Annotated in this window: 17 protein-coding genes; 11 read left to right on the forward strand and 6 right to left on the reverse strand. The window is 69.1% G+C overall.

Features of this window, described 5'->3' with window-relative positions; genetic code table 11:
- The first annotated feature begins 74 nt into the window (after positions 1-74).
- The 11 genes from EIP75_RS12925 (at position 75) to EIP75_RS12975 (ending at position 11,154) form a co-directional block, all read left to right on the forward strand.
- A complete protein-coding gene (locus EIP75_RS12925) occupies positions 75-1,058 on the forward strand; it encodes a VOC family protein (protein WP_125243693.1) in 984 nt (327 codons plus the stop codon).
- Between the two features lie 81 nt (positions 1,059-1,139).
- Entirely contained in the window at positions 1,140-2,285 is a 1,146-nt protein-coding gene (locus EIP75_RS12930; RefSeq protein ID WP_125243694.1) for an FAD-dependent oxidoreductase, read from the forward strand.
- Positions 2,286-2,336: 51 nt separating this feature from the next.
- Entirely contained in the window at positions 2,337-3,530 is a 1,194-nt protein-coding gene (locus EIP75_RS12935; RefSeq protein ID WP_125243695.1) for an amino acid ABC transporter substrate-binding protein, read from the forward strand.
- A gap of 34 nt (positions 3,531-3,564) precedes the next feature.
- Positions 3,565-4,449: a branched-chain amino acid ABC transporter permease gene (locus EIP75_RS12940; RefSeq protein WP_125243696.1), complete on the forward strand. Its 885-nt coding sequence runs from the start codon at positions 3,565-3,567 to the stop codon at positions 4,447-4,449.
- The gene (locus tag EIP75_RS12945) at positions 4,449-5,450 is read left to right on the forward strand and encodes a branched-chain amino acid ABC transporter permease (RefSeq protein ID WP_125243697.1); all 1,002 of its coding nucleotides are present in this window, start codon (positions 4,449-4,451) and stop codon (positions 5,448-5,450) included. Before EIP75_RS12940 ends, EIP75_RS12945 begins: the two co-directional genes overlap by 1 nt.
- Positions 5,447-6,193, forward strand: coding sequence for an ABC transporter ATP-binding protein (locus EIP75_RS12950; RefSeq protein ID WP_125243698.1), 747 nt, complete (start codon positions 5,447-5,449; stop codon positions 6,191-6,193). Before EIP75_RS12945 ends, EIP75_RS12950 begins: the two co-directional genes overlap by 4 nt.
- The gene (locus EIP75_RS12955) at positions 6,177-6,890 is read left to right on the forward strand and encodes an ABC transporter ATP-binding protein (protein ID WP_125243699.1); all 714 of its coding nucleotides are present in this window, start codon (positions 6,177-6,179) and stop codon (positions 6,888-6,890) included. The genes EIP75_RS12950 and EIP75_RS12955 overlap by 17 nt, the downstream gene beginning before the upstream one ends.
- 25 nt (positions 6,891-6,915) lie before the next feature.
- Entirely contained in the window at positions 6,916-7,785 is an 870-nt protein-coding gene (locus tag EIP75_RS12960) for an alpha/beta hydrolase (protein WP_125243700.1), read from the forward strand.
- An 82-nt stretch (positions 7,786-7,867) separates the two neighbouring features.
- The gene (locus EIP75_RS12965; RefSeq protein ID WP_125243701.1) at positions 7,868-8,398 is read left to right on the forward strand and encodes a MarR family winged helix-turn-helix transcriptional regulator; all 531 of its coding nucleotides are present in this window, start codon (positions 7,868-7,870) and stop codon (positions 8,396-8,398) included.
- A gap of 226 nt (positions 8,399-8,624) precedes the next feature.
- Positions 8,625-10,661, forward strand: a complete 2,037-nt coding sequence (locus EIP75_RS12970) for a hybrid sensor histidine kinase/response regulator (RefSeq protein WP_125243702.1) — start codon at positions 8,625-8,627, stop codon at positions 10,659-10,661.
- A 64-nt stretch (positions 10,662-10,725) separates the two neighbouring features.
- A complete protein-coding gene (locus EIP75_RS12975; protein ID WP_125243703.1) occupies positions 10,726-11,154 on the forward strand; it encodes an MAPEG family protein in 429 nt (142 codons plus the stop codon).
- Positions 11,155-11,161: 7 nt separating this feature from the next.
- On the opposite strand, the gene EIP75_RS12980 is transcribed toward EIP75_RS12975, so the two are convergent.
- The 6 genes from EIP75_RS12980 to kdpB all read right to left on the reverse strand — a co-directional run bounded on the left by EIP75_RS12980 (position 11,162) and on the right by kdpB (position 19,774).
- A complete protein-coding gene (locus EIP75_RS12980) occupies positions 11,162-12,478 on the reverse strand; it encodes an Hsp70 family protein (protein ID WP_125243704.1) in 1,317 nt (438 codons plus the stop codon).
- A 90-nt stretch (positions 12,479-12,568) separates the two neighbouring features.
- Positions 12,569-13,258 carry a two-component system response regulator KdpE gene (gene kdpE, locus EIP75_RS12985; protein WP_125243705.1) on the reverse strand — a complete coding sequence of 230 codons (690 nt, stop codon included), beginning with the start codon at positions 13,256-13,258 and terminating at the stop codon, positions 12,569-12,571.
- Positions 13,255-16,017 (reverse strand): two-component system sensor histidine kinase KdpD, encoded by a 2,763-nt coding sequence (gene kdpD, locus EIP75_RS12990; protein ID WP_420797167.1) that lies wholly within the window; start codon positions 16,015-16,017, stop codon positions 13,255-13,257. Before kdpD ends, kdpE begins: the two co-directional genes overlap by 4 nt.
- Positions 16,008-16,976 carry a magnesium/cobalt transporter CorA gene (gene corA / locus EIP75_RS12995; protein WP_125243707.1) on the reverse strand — a complete coding sequence of 323 codons (969 nt, stop codon included), beginning with the start codon at positions 16,974-16,976 and terminating at the stop codon, positions 16,008-16,010. The genes kdpD and corA overlap by 10 nt, the downstream gene beginning before the upstream one ends.
- Positions 16,977-17,037: 61 nt before the next feature.
- Entirely contained in the window at positions 17,038-17,658 is a 621-nt protein-coding gene (kdpC, locus tag EIP75_RS13000) for a potassium-transporting ATPase subunit KdpC (RefSeq protein ID WP_125243708.1), read from the reverse strand.
- Positions 17,659-17,692: 34 nt separating this feature from the next.
- Positions 17,693-19,774: a potassium-transporting ATPase subunit KdpB gene (kdpB, locus tag EIP75_RS13005; protein ID WP_125243709.1), complete on the reverse strand. Its 2,082-nt coding sequence runs from the start codon at positions 19,772-19,774 to the stop codon at positions 17,693-17,695.
- Positions 19,775-19,781 lie beyond the last annotated feature (7 nt).

Below are 19,781 nucleotides of genomic sequence, written 5' to 3' on the forward strand. Positions count from 1 at the left end.
TTGATTTCTAAACAATACACAATTAAAGTGATTTGCACCCCTGGCGCCTGCGCCGTCCATGACAGAGGTAATTCATGACAGCCACCACGCAAAGCCCTTACTTCGTGCCCCGTCGACTGGGCCACGTGAACCTGTGGGTCGATGACATCCCCACCTCCGAACGCTTCTACAGCGAGGTCTGCGGCCTGACGGTCGAGTTCACCGAACCCGATCTGGTCGCCACCTTTCTGGGCACGGGCCACACCCCACACGACCTGGGCATGATCCAGAAGACCAACGGCGTGGACCGCTACGGCAAGGACGGCCTGCTGCAGCTGCCCGGCACCATCGGCCTGCACGCCGGCCTGAACCACCTGGCCTGGGAGCTGGAGAACGAGGCCGAGCTGGTCGAGGCCTTCCGCCGCCTGAAGGCCGACAACGTGCCCACCGACATCACCGTGGACCACCAGGTGGCGCACAGCGTCTACATGTTCGACCCGGACGGCCACTACAACGAGTTCTACTGCGACACCGTGAAGGACTGGCGCAGCGTGCTGAGTGGCCCGATGGCGCTGCTCACCAGCCACTGGGATCCGCTCAGCACAGACGGCTTCACCGAAGGCCGCTACGACACCGACCCGGTGCTGCGCACGCACCCTTCGGCGCCGCTGCAGCCCCGCCGCATCACGCACGCCGTGCTCAAGACCGCGAAGATGGCCGAGATGGAGCGCTTCTACACGCACATCGGCGGCCTGCGCGTCGTGGCGCGCCGCGAGGGCGTGGTCTACCTGGGCGGCTCGCAGGCCTCGCAGTACGAGCACAACCTGGTGCTGGTGCCGGCCGAGGCGGCCAGCTACGACCACGCCAGTTTCCAGCTCGACAGCGAAGCCACGCTGGACAAGGCCATCGCCGGCCTGCGGCAGCAGGGCGTGAGCATCGCCCGCGAGGTGAGCCTGCCCTGGAAGCGGTCCATCTTCCTGGTCGATCCCGATGGCCTGGGCAGCGAGTGGTACGTGCGGCGCGATGCGCCCATCGACCTCACCGCCCGCGGCGACGTGGCCCTGTCAGACGCGGCCTGATCCCCCGGGGCGCCTGACGCCCGTTCACCTTCCTGATCCTGTTGGCTGCCTCGTTGTGGGGCCGGCCTGGAGAACCTCACCATGACAAGAAGCGCAATCATCTCTGGCGGCGGCATCGGCGGCCTGGCCACCGCGGCGGCCCTGGGCCAGCGGGGCTGGGACGTGACCGTCTACGAACGCCAGCCCGAACTGCGGGCGGCGGGCTCGGGCATCTACATCTGGGAGAACGGCCTGCGCGTGCTCGAATCACTGGGTGCGTATGAAGAAGCCACCGAAGGCGCGTTCCATGGCACCCACTTCGAGCAGCGCGACAACGCCAACAACATCATCGAGTCGGCCCCCATTGGCGCCGACAAGCGCCTGCTGACGGTGCTGCGCAGCCGGCTGCTGAGCTCGCTGAAGTCGTCATGCGATCGCTTTGGCGTCAAGGTCGTCACCAACACCGAAACGATTGGCGCCACTGCTCGCGGCGAGCTGATCCTGTCCAATGGCAGCACCGTGCGCGCCGACCTGGCTGTGGGCGTGGATGGCGTGTGGTCGCGCGTGCGCCAGAGCCTGGGCCTGGAGCTGGTGCACGAGCAGACCCGCGAAGGCGCTCTGCGCACCATGATCGAGGCCCGCCCTGGTGACTTTGCCCCTGAGGACCAGGGCAAGTACATCGAGAACTGGAACGGCATGCGCCGCTTCCTGATCACGCCCGTCAATGCCACGCAGATCTACCTGGCGCTGACCTGCCCGAACGATGACGAAGCCGCGCGCGGCATCCCCATCGACAAGGCCTTGTGGACCGAGTCCTTCCCGCAGTGGGCCCACCTGATCGACCGCATCGGGGGCCCGGCCAGCTGGGGCGTCTACAGCGTGACGCGTGCGCGCCAGTGGTCGGCCGGCCGCACCGCCATCGTCGGTGATGCGGCGCACGCCCAGCCGCCCAACCTGGGCCAGGGTGGCGGCATGGCCATGCAGAACGGCCTGGCGCTGGCCGTGGCGCTGGAGCAGGCGCAGGACGTGCGCGATGTGCCCGCCGCGCTCGAAGCCTGGGAGGCCGCCCAGCGCCCGCTGATCGAGCACTGCCAGCGCTGGTCGATCCTCTACGGCGAGGTCACCTACCTGCCCGACGAGGTGCGTTCGCGCGTGATCCGTTCGGCCATGAGCGACCCGTACATCGCCGGCCAGGTCTTCAAGGCCGCCAACAGCGAACCCACCGGCACGGTGGCACCCCAGCGCTGAGCCGAGTCCCCATCTCCGATACCCCTCTCCCACCCCACGACAGGATTCCCAATGAACAAGCTTTCCCAGTTCTTCGGCGCCGCCAGTGTGGCGATCGCGGCCACGATGGCCGCGCCTCACGCGGGGGCGGTCGAGCCCGTGCGCATCGGCATGAGCATGGCCAAGACGGGCGATTTCGCCCCGGCCGGTGTGGGCCAGCTCAACGCCTACCAGCTGTGGGCCGACCGTGTGAACGCGGCCGGTGGCCTGAACGTGGCCGGCACCAAGCGCCCTGTGCAGCTGGTGGTCTACGACGACCAGTCCGACCCGGGCAAGGCCGCGGCCATCTACGAGAAGCTGATCACCAGCGACAAGGTCGACCTGCTGCTGTCGCCCTGGGGCTCGCCCGCGCACTTCGCGGTGGTGGGCGTGCTCGAGCGCTACAAGTTCCCGATGGTGGGCAGCTCGGCGGCCTCGCTGCAGATCCGCTCCATCAAGGCCAAGAACATCTGGTTCCCGACCTCGGCCATCCCTGACGTGCTGGGCGCCGAACTGGCCAGGATGATGAAGGCGCAGGGCGTGAAGACGGCCGCCATCAGCACCATCCAGCTGCCCTTCCCGCAGGAGATCAAGCGTTTCCTGGTGCCCGCCGCCGAGAAGGAAGGCATCAAGATCGTCTACAACCAGGAATACGCCCCGGGCATCAAGGACATGACCGGCAACCTGTCGGCCATCAAGCGTGCCGCGCCCGATGCCGTGATCGCGCTGTCCTACCCGCAGGATTCGATCCTGTACCTCAAGCAGGCGCGTGAGCAGAACATCGTGGCGCCGTTCCAGTTCGTGGCCATCGGCCCGTCGACCGCCTTCTTCTCGAAGATGTTCGGCGCCAACCTGGACAACATCGTCACGCTGGGCCACTGGTCGCCGCACCAGAAGGCCTGGCCCAAGGCCATGCCCTTCTTCGAGGCCTACTCGGCCAAGTACGGCGAAGCCCCTGATTACCTGGACGTGTCTCTGGCCTGGGTGTCCTGCGAGATCCTGGAGCAGGCCGTGGCCAAGGCCGGCCTGGACAAGGACAAGCTGCGCGCCACGATCGCCAGCACCACTTTCGACACCATCAACGGCCCCGTGGCCTTCGACGGTGTGCAGAACAAGCTGACGCCGGCCATGTTCCTGCAGTTCCAGCAGGGTGGCAAAGGCCAGATCGTCTACCCCGCCAACCTGCAGACCGCGCCCTTCCAGAAGAAGACCGGCTGGCAGAAGTAAGCCGAGCCCAGCGACACACGCCCGAGAAGTCCCCATGACCCAGATCCTGTCTCCCGAGCTGCTGCTGGCAGCCCTGATGCTCGCGTCCACCTACGCGCTGGTGGCCATGGGGCTCAACCTCATCTACGGCGCGATGCGGCTGCTCAACGTGGCCCATGGCGAGGTGATGATGCTGGGCAGCTACGTGGCCTTCTGGGGCTTCACGGTGCTGGGTGTGAGCCCGCTGGTCGGGCTGCTCGGCGCGATGGCCCTGGCCGCCGCGCTGGGCGCGGCCTGCTACCAGTTCTTCTTCAAATCGCAGACGCGCAACAGCGCCGTGGCCGCGCGGCTCGAGGCCAACTCCCTGCTGATCTTCTTCGGCCTGTCCATCATCCTGCAGAACGTGGTGTCCATGGTCTTCACGGCCGATGCGCGCAGCTACGGCTACATGGACGAGCTGGTGCAGCTGGGCTCGGTGTCCGTGGCGGTCAACCGCCTGGTGATCCTGGGCATCAGCGTGGGCGCCGCCGCCGCCGTGATGGCGTTCTTTCGCTTCAGCATCTACGGCCTGGCCATCCGCGCGCTGATCCAGCAGCGTGATGCGGCCTCGCTGGTGGGCATCAACGCCGACCGCGTGAACCTGGGCGTGTTCTGCCTGGGCTTCGCGCTGGCGGGGCTGGCCGGCTCGCTGATCAGCATGACCGAAAGCGTCTCGCCCTTCACCGGCTTCCCCTACACCATCGCCGCCTTCGTGGTGGTGATCCTGGGCGGGCTGGGCTCGCTGGGCGGTACCCTCGTCGGCGGCCTGCTGCTGGCCCTGGTGGAGGTGTACGGCGTGGCGCTCACCTCGGCCGCCTACCGGTCCATCCTGGTCTACGGCCTCTTCATCCTCATCCTGTTCGTGCGGCCGCAGGGCCTGTTCGGACGCAAGGCAATCTGATGGCTCGAACCATTCCTCCATCCTCCAAGGATTCCAAAGGCCTGGCCGCCCTGGGCGGCGTGCTGGTGGCCCTGGCGGCCTGCTCGCCCCTGGTGCTCAGCGCCTATGGCGTGGGCGTGCTCATGCAGCTGTGCGCGTGGATCGCGCTGGCCGGCAGCTGGGTGGCCTTCTCCGGCATGACGGGCTACATCTCGCTGGGCCACGCCGTGTTCTACGGCCTGGGCGCCTACCTGATGGCCCTGGCCTGGCAGGGCGCGTCCATCTTCGTGATCGTGCCGGTGGCCGGCGTGGCGGCGGCGCTGCTGGCGGTGGCCGTGGGCTACCCCGCGCTGCGCGTGCGCGGCCCCTACTTCGTGATCCTCACGCTGGGCATCTCGGAGTTCCTCAAGTACATCGTGGTGGCCATCGAGGCGGCGCTGGGGTCCAGTGGCCGCCTGCTGATCGACACGCCGGACACCGTCACCCTGTTCTACCCGATGCTGGGCCTGGCGGTGCTGGCCACGGGCATCAACTGGCTGCTGACGCGCTCGCGCTTCGGCGCCGGCCTGCGCGCCATCCGTGAAGACGAAGTGGCCGCGGCCACCGTGGGCGTGCCCACCTCCAGGCTCAAGATCCTGGCTTTCGCGCTGTCGGCCGTGATCCCGGGCATGGTGGGCGCGCTCAGCGTGCTGCGCACCACCTACTTCGAGCCCATGCAGCTGTTCAGCCCGGTCACCTCCTTCACGATCGTGACCATGGCCATCATCGGCGGCAGCGACCGGCCGGCCGGGCCCATCCTGGGCGCGGGCTTCATCGTGCTGCTGGGCGAGCTGCTGTGGGCGCGCTGGCCGCAGACCTACATGATCATCCTGGGCGTGCTGCTGATCGGTTTCGTGCTGCTGGCCCCGGGTGGCCTGAGCGGCGTGCTCGACAAGCTGTTCTCGCGCAAGGGCGCGGCGGTGAACCAGGCCGGCAACGGTGGCCCCGCCGCCAAGCTGTCCGCCACGGAGGGTGCACGATGAGCACGCTGCTGTCCCTGCGCAACCTGACCCGCCGCTACGGCGGCAACATCGCCGTCAACGACGTGGGCTTCGACGTGGCCGAGGGCGAGATCCTGGGCATCATGGGCGCCAACGGCGCGGGCAAGACCACGCTGTTCGCGATGATCGCCGGCAACGTGGTGCCCAGCTCGGGCCAGATCCTGCTCGACGGCCAGGCCGTGCAGGGACTGCCGCCCGAGCGCATCAACGCCCTGGGCGTGTCGCGCACCTTCCAGATCGTGCGGCCCTTCCCGTCGATGACCGTGCTGGAGAACGCCACCGTGGCCGCGATGTATGGCCGCCGCCAGACCAAGTCACCGGCCCTGGCGCGCGAACAGGCCATGGCCGTGTTGGAAGAAACCGGCCTGGCCGACCGCGCCCACCTGCCGGCCTCGCAGCTGAACCTGGCGGGCCGCAAGCGCCTGGAGATCGCCCGGGCGCTGGCCACCGGTCCCCGCGTGCTGCTGCTCGACGAGGTGCTGGCCGGCCTGAACGCCACCGAGGTGGAGGCCGCGCTGGACCTGATCCGCGCGGTGCGCGAGCGCCACAAGCTCAGCATCGTCATCATCGAACACGTCATGAAGGCGCTGATGCGCCTGAGCGACCGCATCGTCGTGCTGCACGAAGGCCGCAAGGTCGTCGAAGGGCTGCCGGCCGAGGTCGCCAACGATCCACGCGTCATCAAGGCCTACCTGGGAGAACAACGCCATGCCCACCCTGCTTGAAGCCCAAGGCGCCTGCGCCGGCTATGGCGAGATCGAGGTGCTCGGCGGGGTGGACGTGTCCATCGCCGCCGGCTCCATCACGGCCGTGATCGGCAGCAACGGCGCGGGCAAGTCCACCTTGATGCGCTCGCTGGCCGGCCTGCTGCCGCTGCGCCGGGGCAGCATCCGCTTCGATGGCGTGGATGTGACGGCCCGCCGCGCGCACCAGCGCGTGAGCGACGGCATCGCGCTGGTGCCCGAGGGGCGGCTGGTGTTCCCCGACTTCACCGTGGCCGAGACCCTGCGCATGGGCGCGTTCACGCCCCGGTCGCGCAAGGGCTGGCAACCGCGCGTGGAGAAGATGTACGAGCTGTTTCCGCGTCTGCGCGAGCGGCGCAGCACCCAGGCCGGGCTGCTGTCCGGCGGCGAGCAGCAGATGCTGGCCCTGGCCCGCGGCCTGATGTCGCTGCCGCGTGTGCTGCTGCTGGACGAGCCCAGCCTGGGCCTGGCCCCGGCCATGGCCGACGAGGTGTTCACCGCGCTGCGCGCCATCCGCGACCAGGGCATGACCATCGGCGTGGTGGAGCAGAACGTGTACGCGGCCCTGTCCATCGCCGACACGGCCTACGTGATGGAAGACGGCCATGTGGTGCGCCATGGGCCCGCCGCCGCGCTGATCGGCGACCCGAGCATCCGCCAAGCCTACCTGGGCCTGTGAGCCGGCCCATGATGCAAGGACGACCATGAGCCAGGCCCCCCTCTACCGCGAGTTTCTCGACCAGGCGCAGATCGACGCCCAGTACAACCCGGCCATCGGCCTGAGCGACCCGGCGCAGTATGGCCGCCACTATGCCGATCAGAGCCGCCTGGCCCGCGAGCGCCTGCGCTGCGTGCTGGACATTCCCTTCGGCCCGACGCTGGCGGAAACACTGGACATCTTCCCGGCGGATCAGCCCAACGCGCCGGTGTTCGTGTTCATCCACGGCGGCTACTGGCGGGCCCTGTCGTCCAAGGATTTCAGCTGCGTGGCCCTGGGCCTGCAGGCGCGCGGCATCACCACCGTGGTCGTGAACTACGCGCTGGCCCCGCGCGTGAGCATCGACGAGATCACCCGCCAGGCCCGTGCTTCGCTGGCCTGGGTACGGCGCCACATCGGCGAGCACGGCGGCGATTCCTCGCGCGTCGCCATCGGGGGCCACTCCGCCGGCGCCCACCTGGCGGCCATGGCCCTGCAGACGCCCTGGGCGGGCGACTACGGCCTGCCGGCCGATCCGTTCAAGGCGGCCGTGCTGGTCAGCGGCCTGTACGACCTGCAACCGCTGCGCTACAGCTTCCTGCAGCCCCAGATCCAGCTCGACGATGGCGTGATCCGCCGCAACTCGCCGCTGTTCAGCGTGCGTCCCTGCGCCACGCCCGCCCTGATCACCTGGGGGGCGGACGAAAGCACGGAGTTCGCACGGCAGTCCACCACCTTCCACGACGCCTGGCGTGCGCAGGGCAATGCCTCGTCGCTGCTGCCCCAGGCCGGGGCCCACCACTACTCGGCCATCTTCGATTTCGAACGGCCGGACAGCCCCTTGTGTGGGTGGTTGGCCGATCAGTTGGGGGTTTGAGCGGCTACGCTTATGCGTTGGCCGGGGCATCCACAGACCAAGACAAAGACAAGCGCATCGCTCATTGCGGAGGAAGAACACGATGAAAGCCGACCCGAGCCACAGGCTCCTGAACCAGGCCGACGGGCTGGGCCACGAGGCCCGCGCGGCCCATGACGACCACGCCGTGCTGCGCCTGTGGCTGCGCATGCTGTCGTGCACCACCCAGATCGAGGACGAGATCCGCCGCCGCCTGCGCGCCAACTTCGGCATCTCGCTGGCGCGTTTCGACTACATGGCCCAGCTCTACCGCCAGCCCGAAGGCCTGAAGATGAAGGAGCTGTCGCGTTACCTGATGGTCACCGGCGGCAACATCACGGGCCTGACCGACGAGCTCGAGCGCGAGGCGCTGGTGCACCGAGAATCCAGCCCGACCGACCGGCGTTCATGGATCATCCGGCTCACCGACAAGGGCCGCGATGTGTTCTCGCAGATGGCCCAGGCACACGAACAATGGGTGCATGAGCTGTTCGACGGTCTCGACCCGAAAACCGTGCAGTCCCTGCATTCGCAGCTTGGCAGCCTGCGCGTGCACGTCATGCGCTCATGCGCCGCCGCCGAGGAGAACACCTGAGCGGGCAGGCTGGATTGTCGGATTTGTTCCTGGTTTTCAGGTGTGTCAGCGCGCATAATCGGACAGAAGGAGTGCCCTGTCGGGTGTGTGAAGTCGCATGACATGGCGTCATGTGCGGCGTTGTGCAGAACGCGCCAGGTGCTCCTGCAATGAGCACGGACATGCGATTTCCGTGTAACGGTGACCCGCCCGGTGAAGGCGGGTTGCGTGAACTTCACGGGATTCCATGGACAGCACCGCTTCTTCCGGCTCGGTCGTCGACGCCTTCGACGGCTTGAGCCCCAGTCAGCGCATCGCCAGGCTCGAAGCCCTGCTGCGCCAGTCGCGCGCCGAAACCCGGCGTTTCCGCGAGTGTTTCGAACTGGGTGATGCGGGCCAGGCCCTCATCGGGCTGGATGGCCGCTTCCTGGAGGTCAATCCCGCCCTGTGCGCCATGACAGGCTACAGCCGCGAGCAGCTGTGCCAGCACACCTGCATGGACATCACCCACTCCGACGATCTGGACATATGCCGCTCGGCGATCCGTGTGCTGTCGCAAGGGGTGCAATCCAATTTTCGCACCGAGAAGCGCTACCTGCATGCCGATGGGCACGTGGTGCATGCCCTGGTGACCCTGACCCTGGTGCGTGATGCCCAGGGCGAGGTCTCCCACTTTGTCTCGATGATGCAGGACATCACCGCGCGCAAGGCCTCGGAGCGCGCGCTGGTTGAACGCGAGGCCCTGCTCAGCAGCATGGGCAAGTTCGTGCCCGGCATCATCCACAAGGTGGGGTTCGGCCCCGACGGCCGCGCGCGTTTCCTCTACATCAGCGACCGAGCGCTGGAGATGTTCGAGCTGCCCTCCGAGGTGATGGCCAGCGATTACTACGCCCACCAGGTGCGTGTGCACCCCGAGGACCTGGCGTACGCCCAGCGCCTGGGCCAGCCGCCCAAACCCGGCCAGTCCCTGCATCCGGTGGATTTTGAATACCGCGTGCTGCTGCCCACCAAGGGCCTGCGCCACTACAGGGGCCGCGCCCTGCCCGTGATCGAGGCCGACGGCCAAGTGGTCTGGTATGGCCACACGGCCGATGTGACCGACCAGAAACTGCTGCAGGAGGCCCGCGTGGCCGTGCGGGCTGCCGACGATGCCAACCGGGCCAAGAGCGAGTTCCTATCGCGCATGAGCCACGAGCTGCGCACGCCGCTCAATGCCGTGATCGGCTTTGCCCAGCTGCTGCGGCTGGACCGCAAGCAGCCGCTGGCCGACACCCAGCGCAACAAGGTGGACCTGATCGAACGTGCCGGCGCCCACCTGCTGGAGGTCATCAGCGATGTGCTGGACCTGTCCCGCATCGAGGTGGGCGGCCTGCCGCTGACACTGGAGCCCGTGCCCGCGCGCCAGGTGATGGACGAGGCGTTGAACCTGGTCGAATCCATGGCCCGGGAGGCGGGCATCCGCCTGATCTCCGAGATCGGCCCGTCCGAATGGCGTGCACAGGCCGATCGCCTGCGCCTGCGCCAGATCCTGGTCAACCTGCTCAGCAACGCCATCAAGTACAACAACCCGGGTGGCCAGGTGACGGTGCGCGTGCACCAGCCTGGCGACGGCCTGCTGGGCCTGGAGGTGGAGGACACCGGCATCGGCCTGACGCCCGGCCAGCAGGCCCACCTGTTCGAATCCTTCAACCGGCTGGGCGCAGAGCGCAGCGGCATCGAGGGCACGGGCATCGGCCTGGTGATCGTGCACCGGCTGGTCGACCTGATGCACGGCCGCATCGACGTGCACAGCCAGGCGGGTGCGGGCTCGCGCTTCACCGTGTGGCTGCCCACGGCCTGCGAAGGTGAGGCGGGCGAGGCCAGCCAACCGGCCGCCGGCCTGCCGCTGGAAGCGCCTCGCGCCGGGCTGAGCGTGCTCTATGCCGAGGACAACGAGGTCAACATCGACCTGGTGCGCAAGGTGCTCGAGCTGCGGCCCGCCTGCCGCCTGGTGGTGGCCCGCAGTGGCGCCGAGGCGCTGGCCCTGGCCGCGGCCGCCCGCCCCGGCCTGCTGCTGCTGGACATGCACCTGGGCGACATGGACGGCTTCGAGCTGCTGCGGCGCCTGGCGGCCATCCCCACATTGACCGGTGTGCCTCGCGTGGCCTTCTCGGCCGATGCGATGAGCGAGCAGATCGACAAGGCCAAGGCCAGCGGCTTCACGGCCTACCTGACCAAGCCGCTGGACGTGGTGGCGCTGCTGCGCTGCGTTGACGAGCACACGGGCGTGGCCGGCATGGCATGAGCCCTGGGCGGTGCACGGGTGGCCCACAATGGCGGGCATTCAACACCCTCAGGAGGCCCAGCGCATGCCCGCCAATCTGCTCAACCCCCTTGTGGCCATGATGGTCCTGACCTTCGTGGTGTGGGTCTGGATGTACGCGCGACGCCTGGGCTACATGGTGCGCCATGGCATTGACCCGCAGCAGGTGAACACGCCGCAGAAGATGGCCCTGCTGCTGCCCGAATCGGTGGAAGCGCCCTCGAACAACCTCAAGAACCTGTTCGAGCTGCCGGTGCTGTTTTACGTGATCTGCCTGACCCTGCTGCACCTGGGCTGGGCCAACACCGGTGACGTGACGGCCGCCTGGCTCTTCGTGGGCCTGCGCGCGGCGCACAGTGCGGTGCACTGCACCGTCAACCTCGTCAAGGTGCGCTTCGCGTTCTACCTGCTGTCCAGCCTGGTGCTGTGGTTCATGCTGGCGACCCTGCTGCGCCGGGTACTGGCGCTGGGCTGAGCCGGGGTCAGGCGCCGAACAGGCGTTTGGCGTACAAGCCCAGCCCGGTGGCCACCGAGGCCAGCCGGTCGCCACGCGCCGAGCGTGCCGTCGGGAAGGCGGCGGCCAGGCCATCGGTCAGCAGCCCCAGGCCGGTGGAGCCGCCGGTGAAGTACACCGCATCCACCCCGTCGGGCTGGAGGCCGGCGCGGGCCACGGTGTCGCGGGCGCAGGCCACGATGCGGTCCAGGTCGTCGCGCAGGGCTTGCGCCATGCCAGCGGCGTCCAGGTGCGAACGCAGGCCTGGTTCGACCACGGCCAGGTCGATGTCGGCCACGCCATGCTCTGCCACGGCGATCTTGGCCGATTCCGAGCGGCCCAGCAGCGCGTGCCCCAGGCGGTGGCGCACGGTAGACATCAGGCGCTGGTGGTGCACCGGCTCACCGTAGAAATCGATCATGTTGGCCAGCTCGGCCACCCGCTGCGGCGCATACACGGTGTTGACCAGGTGCCAGGTGCTCAGGTCGAAGTACACGCGGCTGGGCACGGGGCGGGGCGGCTGGCCCTTGATCTCGGGCCCGAAGGCGCCGAAGCCCAGGGGCGGCATCACGCTGCCCAATGACACTCGGCGGTCGAAATCGGTGCCGGCGATGTGCACGCCATGGCTGGCCAGGATGTCGTCGCGGCGGTCGGTGCGGTGGGCGCGGCCCGGCCCCACCCGCACCACAGAGAAGTCGGAGGTGCCGCCGCCGATGTCGGCCACCAGCACGATTTCTTCGCGCTCGGTGCGCTGCTCGTGGTCCAGGGCCGCGGCGATGGGCTCGTACTGGAAGGCGATGTCGGCAAAGCCCACGGCGCGGGCCGCAGCCTCCAGAGAGGCCTGGGCCTGGGCATCGCGTTCGGGTTCGTCGTCGACGAAGAAGACGGGTCGGCCCAGCACGGCCTGCGTGAGCGGCTGGCCGCCATCGGCCTCGGCCAGCGTGCGCAGGTGGCGCAGGTAGCCGGTGACGATGTCCAGGTACTTGACGCCGTGGCCATGGCCCACCTCGGTGGTCTGGTCGATCAGGGCGGTGCCCAGCACGCTCTTCATGGAGCGCATCAAGCGGCCCTCGTAACCGTCCACGTAGGCCTGCACGGCGGCCCGGCCGAAGGTGCGGGGCAGTTCGGGCAGGGGCGGGCGGTGTACCGAGGGCGGCAGATCGTCGGCGTCGGTGCAGTAGAAGACCGCCGTGGGCATCGTGGGCTGGCCGTTTTCCAGCGGTACCAGTCGCATGCCGGCATCCCCCGGGGCGGGGATGGCGATGGCCGAGTTGGAGGTGCCGAAGTCGATGGCGCAGTAGCTCATGGGGAACGCGGGGCGCCGCGAGGGCACCTGGAGAAAAAGGGAAGGGGCGAAGGGGCGTTTATACCGCGCCTGGGCCCTTTCGGCCGATCCTCAGGGCACGAAGCGGTACCCGACGCCCGTTTCCGTGACCAGGTGCCGGGCCTGGGACGGGTCGTGCTCGATCTTCTTGCGCAGGTTGGCCATGTGCACGCGCAGGTAGTGCGTGTCCTCGGCATGCGTGGGGCCCCACACGGCGTGCAGCAGCTGGCGGTGCGTGAGCACGCGGTCGGGATGGGCCGCCAGGTGGGCCAGCAGGCGGTATTCGATGGGCGTGAGGTGCACGGGCTGGCCGGCGCGCTCGACCACGCGCCGCGTCTGGTCCAGCACCACATCGCCGAAGGCGGTGATGGGCTGGTCCGTCGCGCCCTGGGCGCGGCGTCGCAGCTGGGCGCGCACGCGGGCCAGCAGCTCGCCGGTGCCGAAGGGCTTGGTCAGGTAGTCGTCGGCGCCAGCGTCCAGCGCGGCGATCTTCTCGGCCTCGGCCGTGCGGGCCGACAGCACGATCACCGGGATCTGTGACCAGGCGCGCAGGTCCCGGATGAAGGCCACGCCGTCGCCATCGGGCAGGCCCAGGTCCAGCACGACCAGGTCGGGGCGGCGCGTGCCGGCGTCGATCAGACCGGCACGCAGGGTGGGGGCTTCGTGCACCTCCATTTGCTCTGCTTCAAGCGCCAGGCGCACGAAGCGGCGGATGTGGGCGTCGTCTTCGACCAGCAGCAGGCGGGGTGTCGGATCGCTCATGGGGTGGCAGGGTCTTCGATGGCGGGTGGCTGCCCACGCGGGATGCGGATCACGAAACGTGCGCCGCCGCCTTCGCGGGTCAGACCCGCGATGGTGCCACCATGCGCCTGCACGATGGCGCGGCAGATGGCCAGGCCCAGGCCCACGCCGGGCGTGGCGCTTTCCTTGTGGCCGCGTTCGAACTTGTTGAACAGGGCCTCTTCCCTGCCCCTGGGCAGGCCGGGGCCATGGTCGTCCACCCACAGGGCGATGTGCTCGGCCTCGGCGCTGGCCCCGATCTCGATGGGGGTGCCGGCCGGGGTGTACTTGGTGGCGTTCTCCAGCAGGTTCACCAGCACGCGCTCGATCAGCACGGCGTCGATGTGCACGAAGGGTAGACCGTCGGGCAGGCTCACGCGCACGGGGCGTTCGCCCAGCACGGGCCGGGACGCCTTGATCGCGCTGCCCACCACTTCTTCCAGGGGCTGCCATTGCAGGTCGAGCTGCACGGCGCCGGCCTGCAGGCGCGCCATGTCCAGCAGGTTGGTGACCAGTGCGTGGATGCGCAGGGCGGCTTCATGCAGGGCGGCAGCGGTGCCGGCGGCGGGCTCGGGCAGCGGCGGGCGGGCGTTCAGCAGCGACTCGGCCAGGCCCTGCACCGAGGCCAGCGGTGTGCGCAGGTCGTGCGACACGGCGGCCAGCAGGGAGTTGCGCAGGCGCTCCGATTCCATCTGCACGGTGCTGGCGCGGGCCACCTCGATGTAGTGGATGCGTTCGAGCGAGATGGCCAGCAGCGAGGCGCAGGTGTCCAGCAGGCGGCGCTGCTCGGGCACGGCCAGGCGGCCCGGGTCCTCGGGCTGCACGGCCAGCACGCCGCGCAAGCGCATGGGCGCGGCCAGTGGCAGGTAGAGCACCGGGCTGGCGGTGAGGGTGTCGGTGCCATGGCCAGCAGGCTCGGCCTTGGCATAGCTCCACTGGGCGACGGCGGCGTCCAGCTCGGGGGCAGGCGTGGAGGCGATGGCGGCGCCCAGGCGCTCGCTGCCCGGCCCGCCCGATCCATCTTCGCCAGCCACCAGCAGGGCTGAGCGGGCGCCGAACTCGGCCTTCAGGAAGCGCGCCGCGATCTCGGCCACCTGCTCAGTCATCAAGGCACCGGACAAATCGCGCGACATCTCGTAGAGCGAGCGCATGCGGTCCTCGCGGCGCTGCGCCACCCGGGCCTGGAAGGTCACGCCCGCCGTCATCTGGCCGATCAGCAGGGCCACGATCAGCATCACGGCCAGGGTCAGCAGGTACTGGAAATCGCCCACCGCGAAGGAGAAGCGCGGGTGCACGAACAGGAAGTCGAAGGCGCTGACCGACAGCACCGCGGCCAGCACGGCCGGCCCGCGGCCATGCCGCATGGCCACGATCACCACCGTCAGCAGGAAGAGCATGACGATGTTGGCCGGCTCGAAGACGTCCATCAACAGCACGGAAGAGCCGGCCGCCGTCAGGCCGCACAGGGCCGTGGCCGTGAGGTAGCCGCGCCAGTCGACTGGCTGGTGGCCTGGCTCATGGCGCGCTGCTGGTACGCCACGTGAAGGCGTGGCCGGCAAGGCGATCTCCATCAGGTCCAGTTCGCTGCCCAGCGCCCCGATCCGCTGGGCCAGCGGGCGTCGCCACATCCTGGTCAGGCGCGCCCACGCAGGGCGCCGCTGGCCATCACGGCGGCCGATCACCACGCGCGACAGGTTGTGCTGCCGGGCATAGCGCACGATGGGGCCCGAGGCCTCCTGGCCGGTCAGGGTGGCTGTGGTGGCCCCCAGGTCCTGCGCCAGCTTGAGGCTGCGCAGCACGCGCTGGCGGGCTTGCTCGGGCAGGCGTTGCAGCGCGGGCGTTTCCACGTACACGGCGTGCCAGGGCACGTCCAGGCGGGCGGCCAGGCGGGCCGTGGCGCGCACGGTCTTGTCACCATGCTCGCCCGGCCCCACGCAGGCCAGCAGCGATTCACGCACCCCCCACACAGGCTGCACCGCGCGCCGCTGGCGGTACTGCAGCATGTCCTCATCGACCCGGTCGGCGGTGCGCCGCAGGGCCAGCTCGCGCAGCGCGATCAGGTTGCCCTTGCGAAAGAAGTGGCGCGCGGCCTGCTGGGCCTGCTGCGGCAGGTAGACCTTGCCTTCCTTGAGGCGCTGCAGCAGGTCGTCGGGCGAGAGGTCGACCAGCACCACCTCGTCGGCCTCGTCGAAGACCTTGTCGGGCACGGTCTCCCACACGCGGATGCCGGTGATGCCGCCCACCACGTCGTTCAGGCTCTCCAGGTGCTGCACGTTCATCGTGGTCCAGACGTCGATGCCGGCGTCCAGCAGCTCTTGCACGTCCTGCCAGCGCTTGGGGTGGCGCGAGCCGGGCACGTTGGAATGGGCCAGCTCGTCGATCAGGATCAGGGCGGGCCGCCGGGCCAGGGCGGTGTCGAGGTCGAATTCGGGCAGGGTGCGGTCACGGTAGGCGACCGGGCGTGGCGCCAGCAAGGGCAGAGGGCCTTCGGTGTCGTTGTCCGGGGCCCCCAGCAAGGCCTGGGTCTCCGCGCGGCCGTGGGTCTCGACCACGCCGATCAGCACATCGGTGCCCTGCGCACGCGCGGCGCGGGCCGCAGACAGCATCGCATAGGTCTTGCCCACACCCGCATTGGCCCCGAAGAAGATCTTCAGGCGCCCGCGGTGCGCGTCGGCTTCGTCCTGCTGGACCTGGGCAAGCAGCGCGTCGGGGTCGGGGCGAGGGCTGTCGTTCACAGCCACCCTGCGCGGCGGAAGCGCCAGTACAGCACGGCGCAGGTGCTGCCGATGATGGCCAGCGCGATGGGGTAGCCCCAGCGCCAGTGCAGTTCGGGCATGCGGTCGAAGTTCATGCCCCAGATGCCGGCAAAGGCGGTGGCTGCGCCGAAGATACCGGCCCATGCGGCCAGGCGCTTGGTGACTTCGGATTCCTCGATGGCGACCATGGACAGGTTCACCTGGATGGCCGTGCCGATGGATTCGCGCAGCGTGTCCAGCGCCCGCTGGATGCGTTCGAGGTGGTCGTTCACATCGCGGAAGTAGGCACGCGAGTGCATGCACACGCCGGGTGCGCGCTCGCTGGCGAGCTTGGCGACCGATTCGAGCAGCGGCGAGACCGCGTGCCGCACCGTGGTGATGCGCTGCTTGAGCAGGTACAGGCGCTCGATGTTGGCGCGTGCCATGCCGGGCTCGAAGATCTGCGATTCGATGGCTTCGAGCTCATCGTCCATGGCCTCGACGATCGGGAAATAGCGGTCGACCACAGCATCCATCACCGCGTACAGCACGAAGCCGGGGCCCTGGCGCAGCAGGTGTGGTTCGCGCTCGGCGCGTTCGCGCACGCCCAGCAGGTCCTGCTGGCTGCCCGTGCGCAAGGACAGCACGAAGCCCGGCCCCGCGAACACGCTGACCTGGCCGATGCGCAGGCCGTCGGTGGCGTCGAGCTCGATGGTGTTCATCACGGCGAACAGGGTGTCGCCGTATTCCTCGACCTTGGGCTGCTGCTGGCCATGGCGCGCGTCTTCCACGGCCAGTTCGTGCAGGTTGAAGCCCCGCTGCATGCGGGCCAGCTCTTCATCGCTCGGGTCGCGCAGCGCCACCCACACGAAGCTGTCGGGCTGGGCGACCTGGGTCTGCAGCTCGTCCAGGCTGATGTCCGACAGGCGCTGCCCCTGCCGGTAGGCCACACAGTTGATCAACATCGGAGGGAGATGTCTGCCATGGGGTTGAGGGATGTGATGATCATCGCTGATATTGGGCCGCTCAGCGCGTGGCGTCCAGCGCCAGGTTGAGCTGCACCACGTTCACCCGTGCTTCGCCCAGCAGGCCCAGCTGCGGCGCCTCGGTGTGCCTCTGGACCAGGGCATTCACCTGGGCCAGAGGCAGCTGGCGCGCACGCGCCACCCGGGCGGCCTGGTAGTGCGCGGCCTCGGGGCTGATGTGCGGGTCCAGCCCGCTGCCCGAGGTGGTGACCAGGTCCTGGGGCACGGGGGCCGTGTTGCCCGGGTCGGCGGCGCGCAGCGCCTGCACGCGGGCCTTCACGGCCTCGACCAGCGCAGGGTTCAGCGGGCCCAGGTTGGCGCCGCCCGACAGGGCCGCGTTGTAGGGCGTGGGCCCGGTGGCCGAAGGGCGGCCCCAGAAGTGGCCCGGATCGGTGAAGTTCTGGCCGATCAGGCTGGATCCGGTCGGCATGCCCTTGGCGTCGTGCAGCAGGCTGCCGTTGGCCTGGGCCGGGAACACCGCCTGGGCGATGCCGGTGGTCAGCAGCGGATAGGCCAGGCCCGTCAGCAGGGACAGCAGGCCGAAGATCACCAGCGCCGGGCGCAGCAGGCCCCCGGTGGGGGCATCGGACACGGGGGTGTCGAGGGTTGTGGTCTTGGTCATGGAAAAAGCTCCGCAAAGGTGTGATGCAAGGCGTTCAGACCAGCCCCAGGCCCGAGAGCAGCAGGTCGATGGCCTTGATGCCGATGAAGGGCACGACGACCCCGCCCAGGCCGTAGACCAGCAGGTTGCGCCGCAGCAGCACGGCCGCGCCCAGGGGCAGGTAGCGCACGCCACGCAGGGCCAGCGGGATCAGGAAGACGATGATCAGCGCGTTGAAGATCACCGCCGACAGGATGGCCGACGACGGGCTGGCCAGCTGCATCACGTTCAGCGCACTCAATGCCGGGTAGGTGCTCACGAAGGCCGCCGGGATGATGGCGAAGTACTTGGCGATGTCGTTGGCGATGCTGAAGGTGGTCAAAGCGCCGCGCGTCATCAGCATCTGCTTGCCGGTCTCGACGATCTCGATCAGCTTGGTCGGGTTGCTGTCCAGGTCGACCATGTTGCCGGCCTCCTTGGCGGCCTGCGTGCCCGAGTTCATCGCCACGGCGACATCGGCCTGGGCCAGTGCGGGCGCGTCGTTGGTGCCGTCGCCCGTCATGGCCACGAGGCGGCCTTCGGCCTGGTGGCTGCGGATCAGGCGCAGCTTGTCCTCGGGCGTGGCCTCGGCCAGGAAGTCGTCCACGCCTGCCTCGGCGGCAATCGCCGCGGCCGTCAGGCGGTTGTCGCCCGTCACCATCACGGTCTTGATGCCCATGCGGCGCAGCTCGGCGAAGCGCTCCTTGATGCCGCCCTTGACGATGTCCTTGAGCTCGATGGCGCCCAGCACACGCGTGCCGTGGGCCACCACCAGCGGCGTGCCGCCCCGGCGCGAGATCTCGTCGACGGCGGTGGACACCTGGGCCGGGTAGTGGCCGCCCAGGGATTCCACGTGCTTGCGGATCGCCTCGGCCGCGCCCTTGCGCACGGTCACGGGCTGGCCACCCTCGCCGGGCAGGTCCACGCCGCTCATGCGCGTCTGCGCCGAGAAGTGCACGAAGCTGGCGCCCAGGGCGGCGATGTCACGCTCGCGCAGCTGGAACTGCTGCTTGGCCAGCACGACGACGCTGCGGCCTTCGGGGGTTTCATCGGCCAGCGAGGCCAGCTGCGCGCCATCGGCCAGCTCCTGAGGCGACACGCCCGGGGCGGGCACGAAGGCGGCCGCCTGCCGGTTGCCCAGGGTGATGGTGCCGGTCTTGTCCAGCAGCAGCACGTCCACATCGCCCGCGGCCTCGACGGCGCGGCCCGAGGTGGCGATCACGTTGGCCTGCATCATCCGGCTCATGCCGGCCACCCCCACGGCCGACAGCAGGCCGGCGATGGTGGTGGGGATCAGGCACACCAGCAAGGCCACCAGCACGGTGATGGGCACGGGCGAACCCGAGCCGGAGGCCTGCACCCCGAACACCGAGAAGGGCAGCAAGGTGACCGTGACCACCAGGAACACGATGGTCAGCGCCACCAGCAGGATGGTCAGCGCGATCTCGTTGGGCGTCTTGTGGCGCTTGGCGTTCTCCACCATGGCGATCATGCGGTCGACGAAGGTCTCGCCGGGGTTGACGGTGACGCGCACCACGATCCAGTCCGACAGCACGCGCGTGCCGCCCGTCACGGCCGAGAAGTCGCCGCCGGATTCGCGGATCACGGGGGCCGACTCGCCGGTGATGGCGCTCTCGTCCACCGAGGCGACACCCTCGATCACCTCGCCATCGGCGGGCACGGTGTCGCCGGCCTGGATCAGCACCACATCGCCCTTGCGCAGCTGGTCGGCCTCGATGGGATGGAACTGGGCGCCATGGCGCGGCTCATGCAGCTTCTTGGCCCAGGTCTGCTTCTTGAGACCGCGCAGCGAGGCGGCCTGCGCCTTGCTGCGGCCCTCGGCCAGGGCCTCGGCGAAGTTGGCGAACAGCAGCGTGAACCACAGCCACAGGGCAATGGCCAGGATGAAGCCGGCCGGGGCCTCGCCCTGGCCGCCCAGGGCGTGGATCCACAGGCCCGTGGTCAGGATCGCGCCCACATAGACGACGAACATCACGGGGTTGCGCCACTGCACCTGCGGGGCCAGCTTGCGGAAGGCATCGGCCACGGCGGGCTGCAGCAGCTGCGGGTCGAAAAGGGTGAATGCTTTGCGGGTCATGATGGAT

The organism is Aquabacterium soli, from assembly GCF_003933735.1.
Classification (GTDB): Bacteria; Pseudomonadota; Gammaproteobacteria; order Burkholderiales; family Burkholderiaceae_C; genus Aquabacterium; species Aquabacterium soli.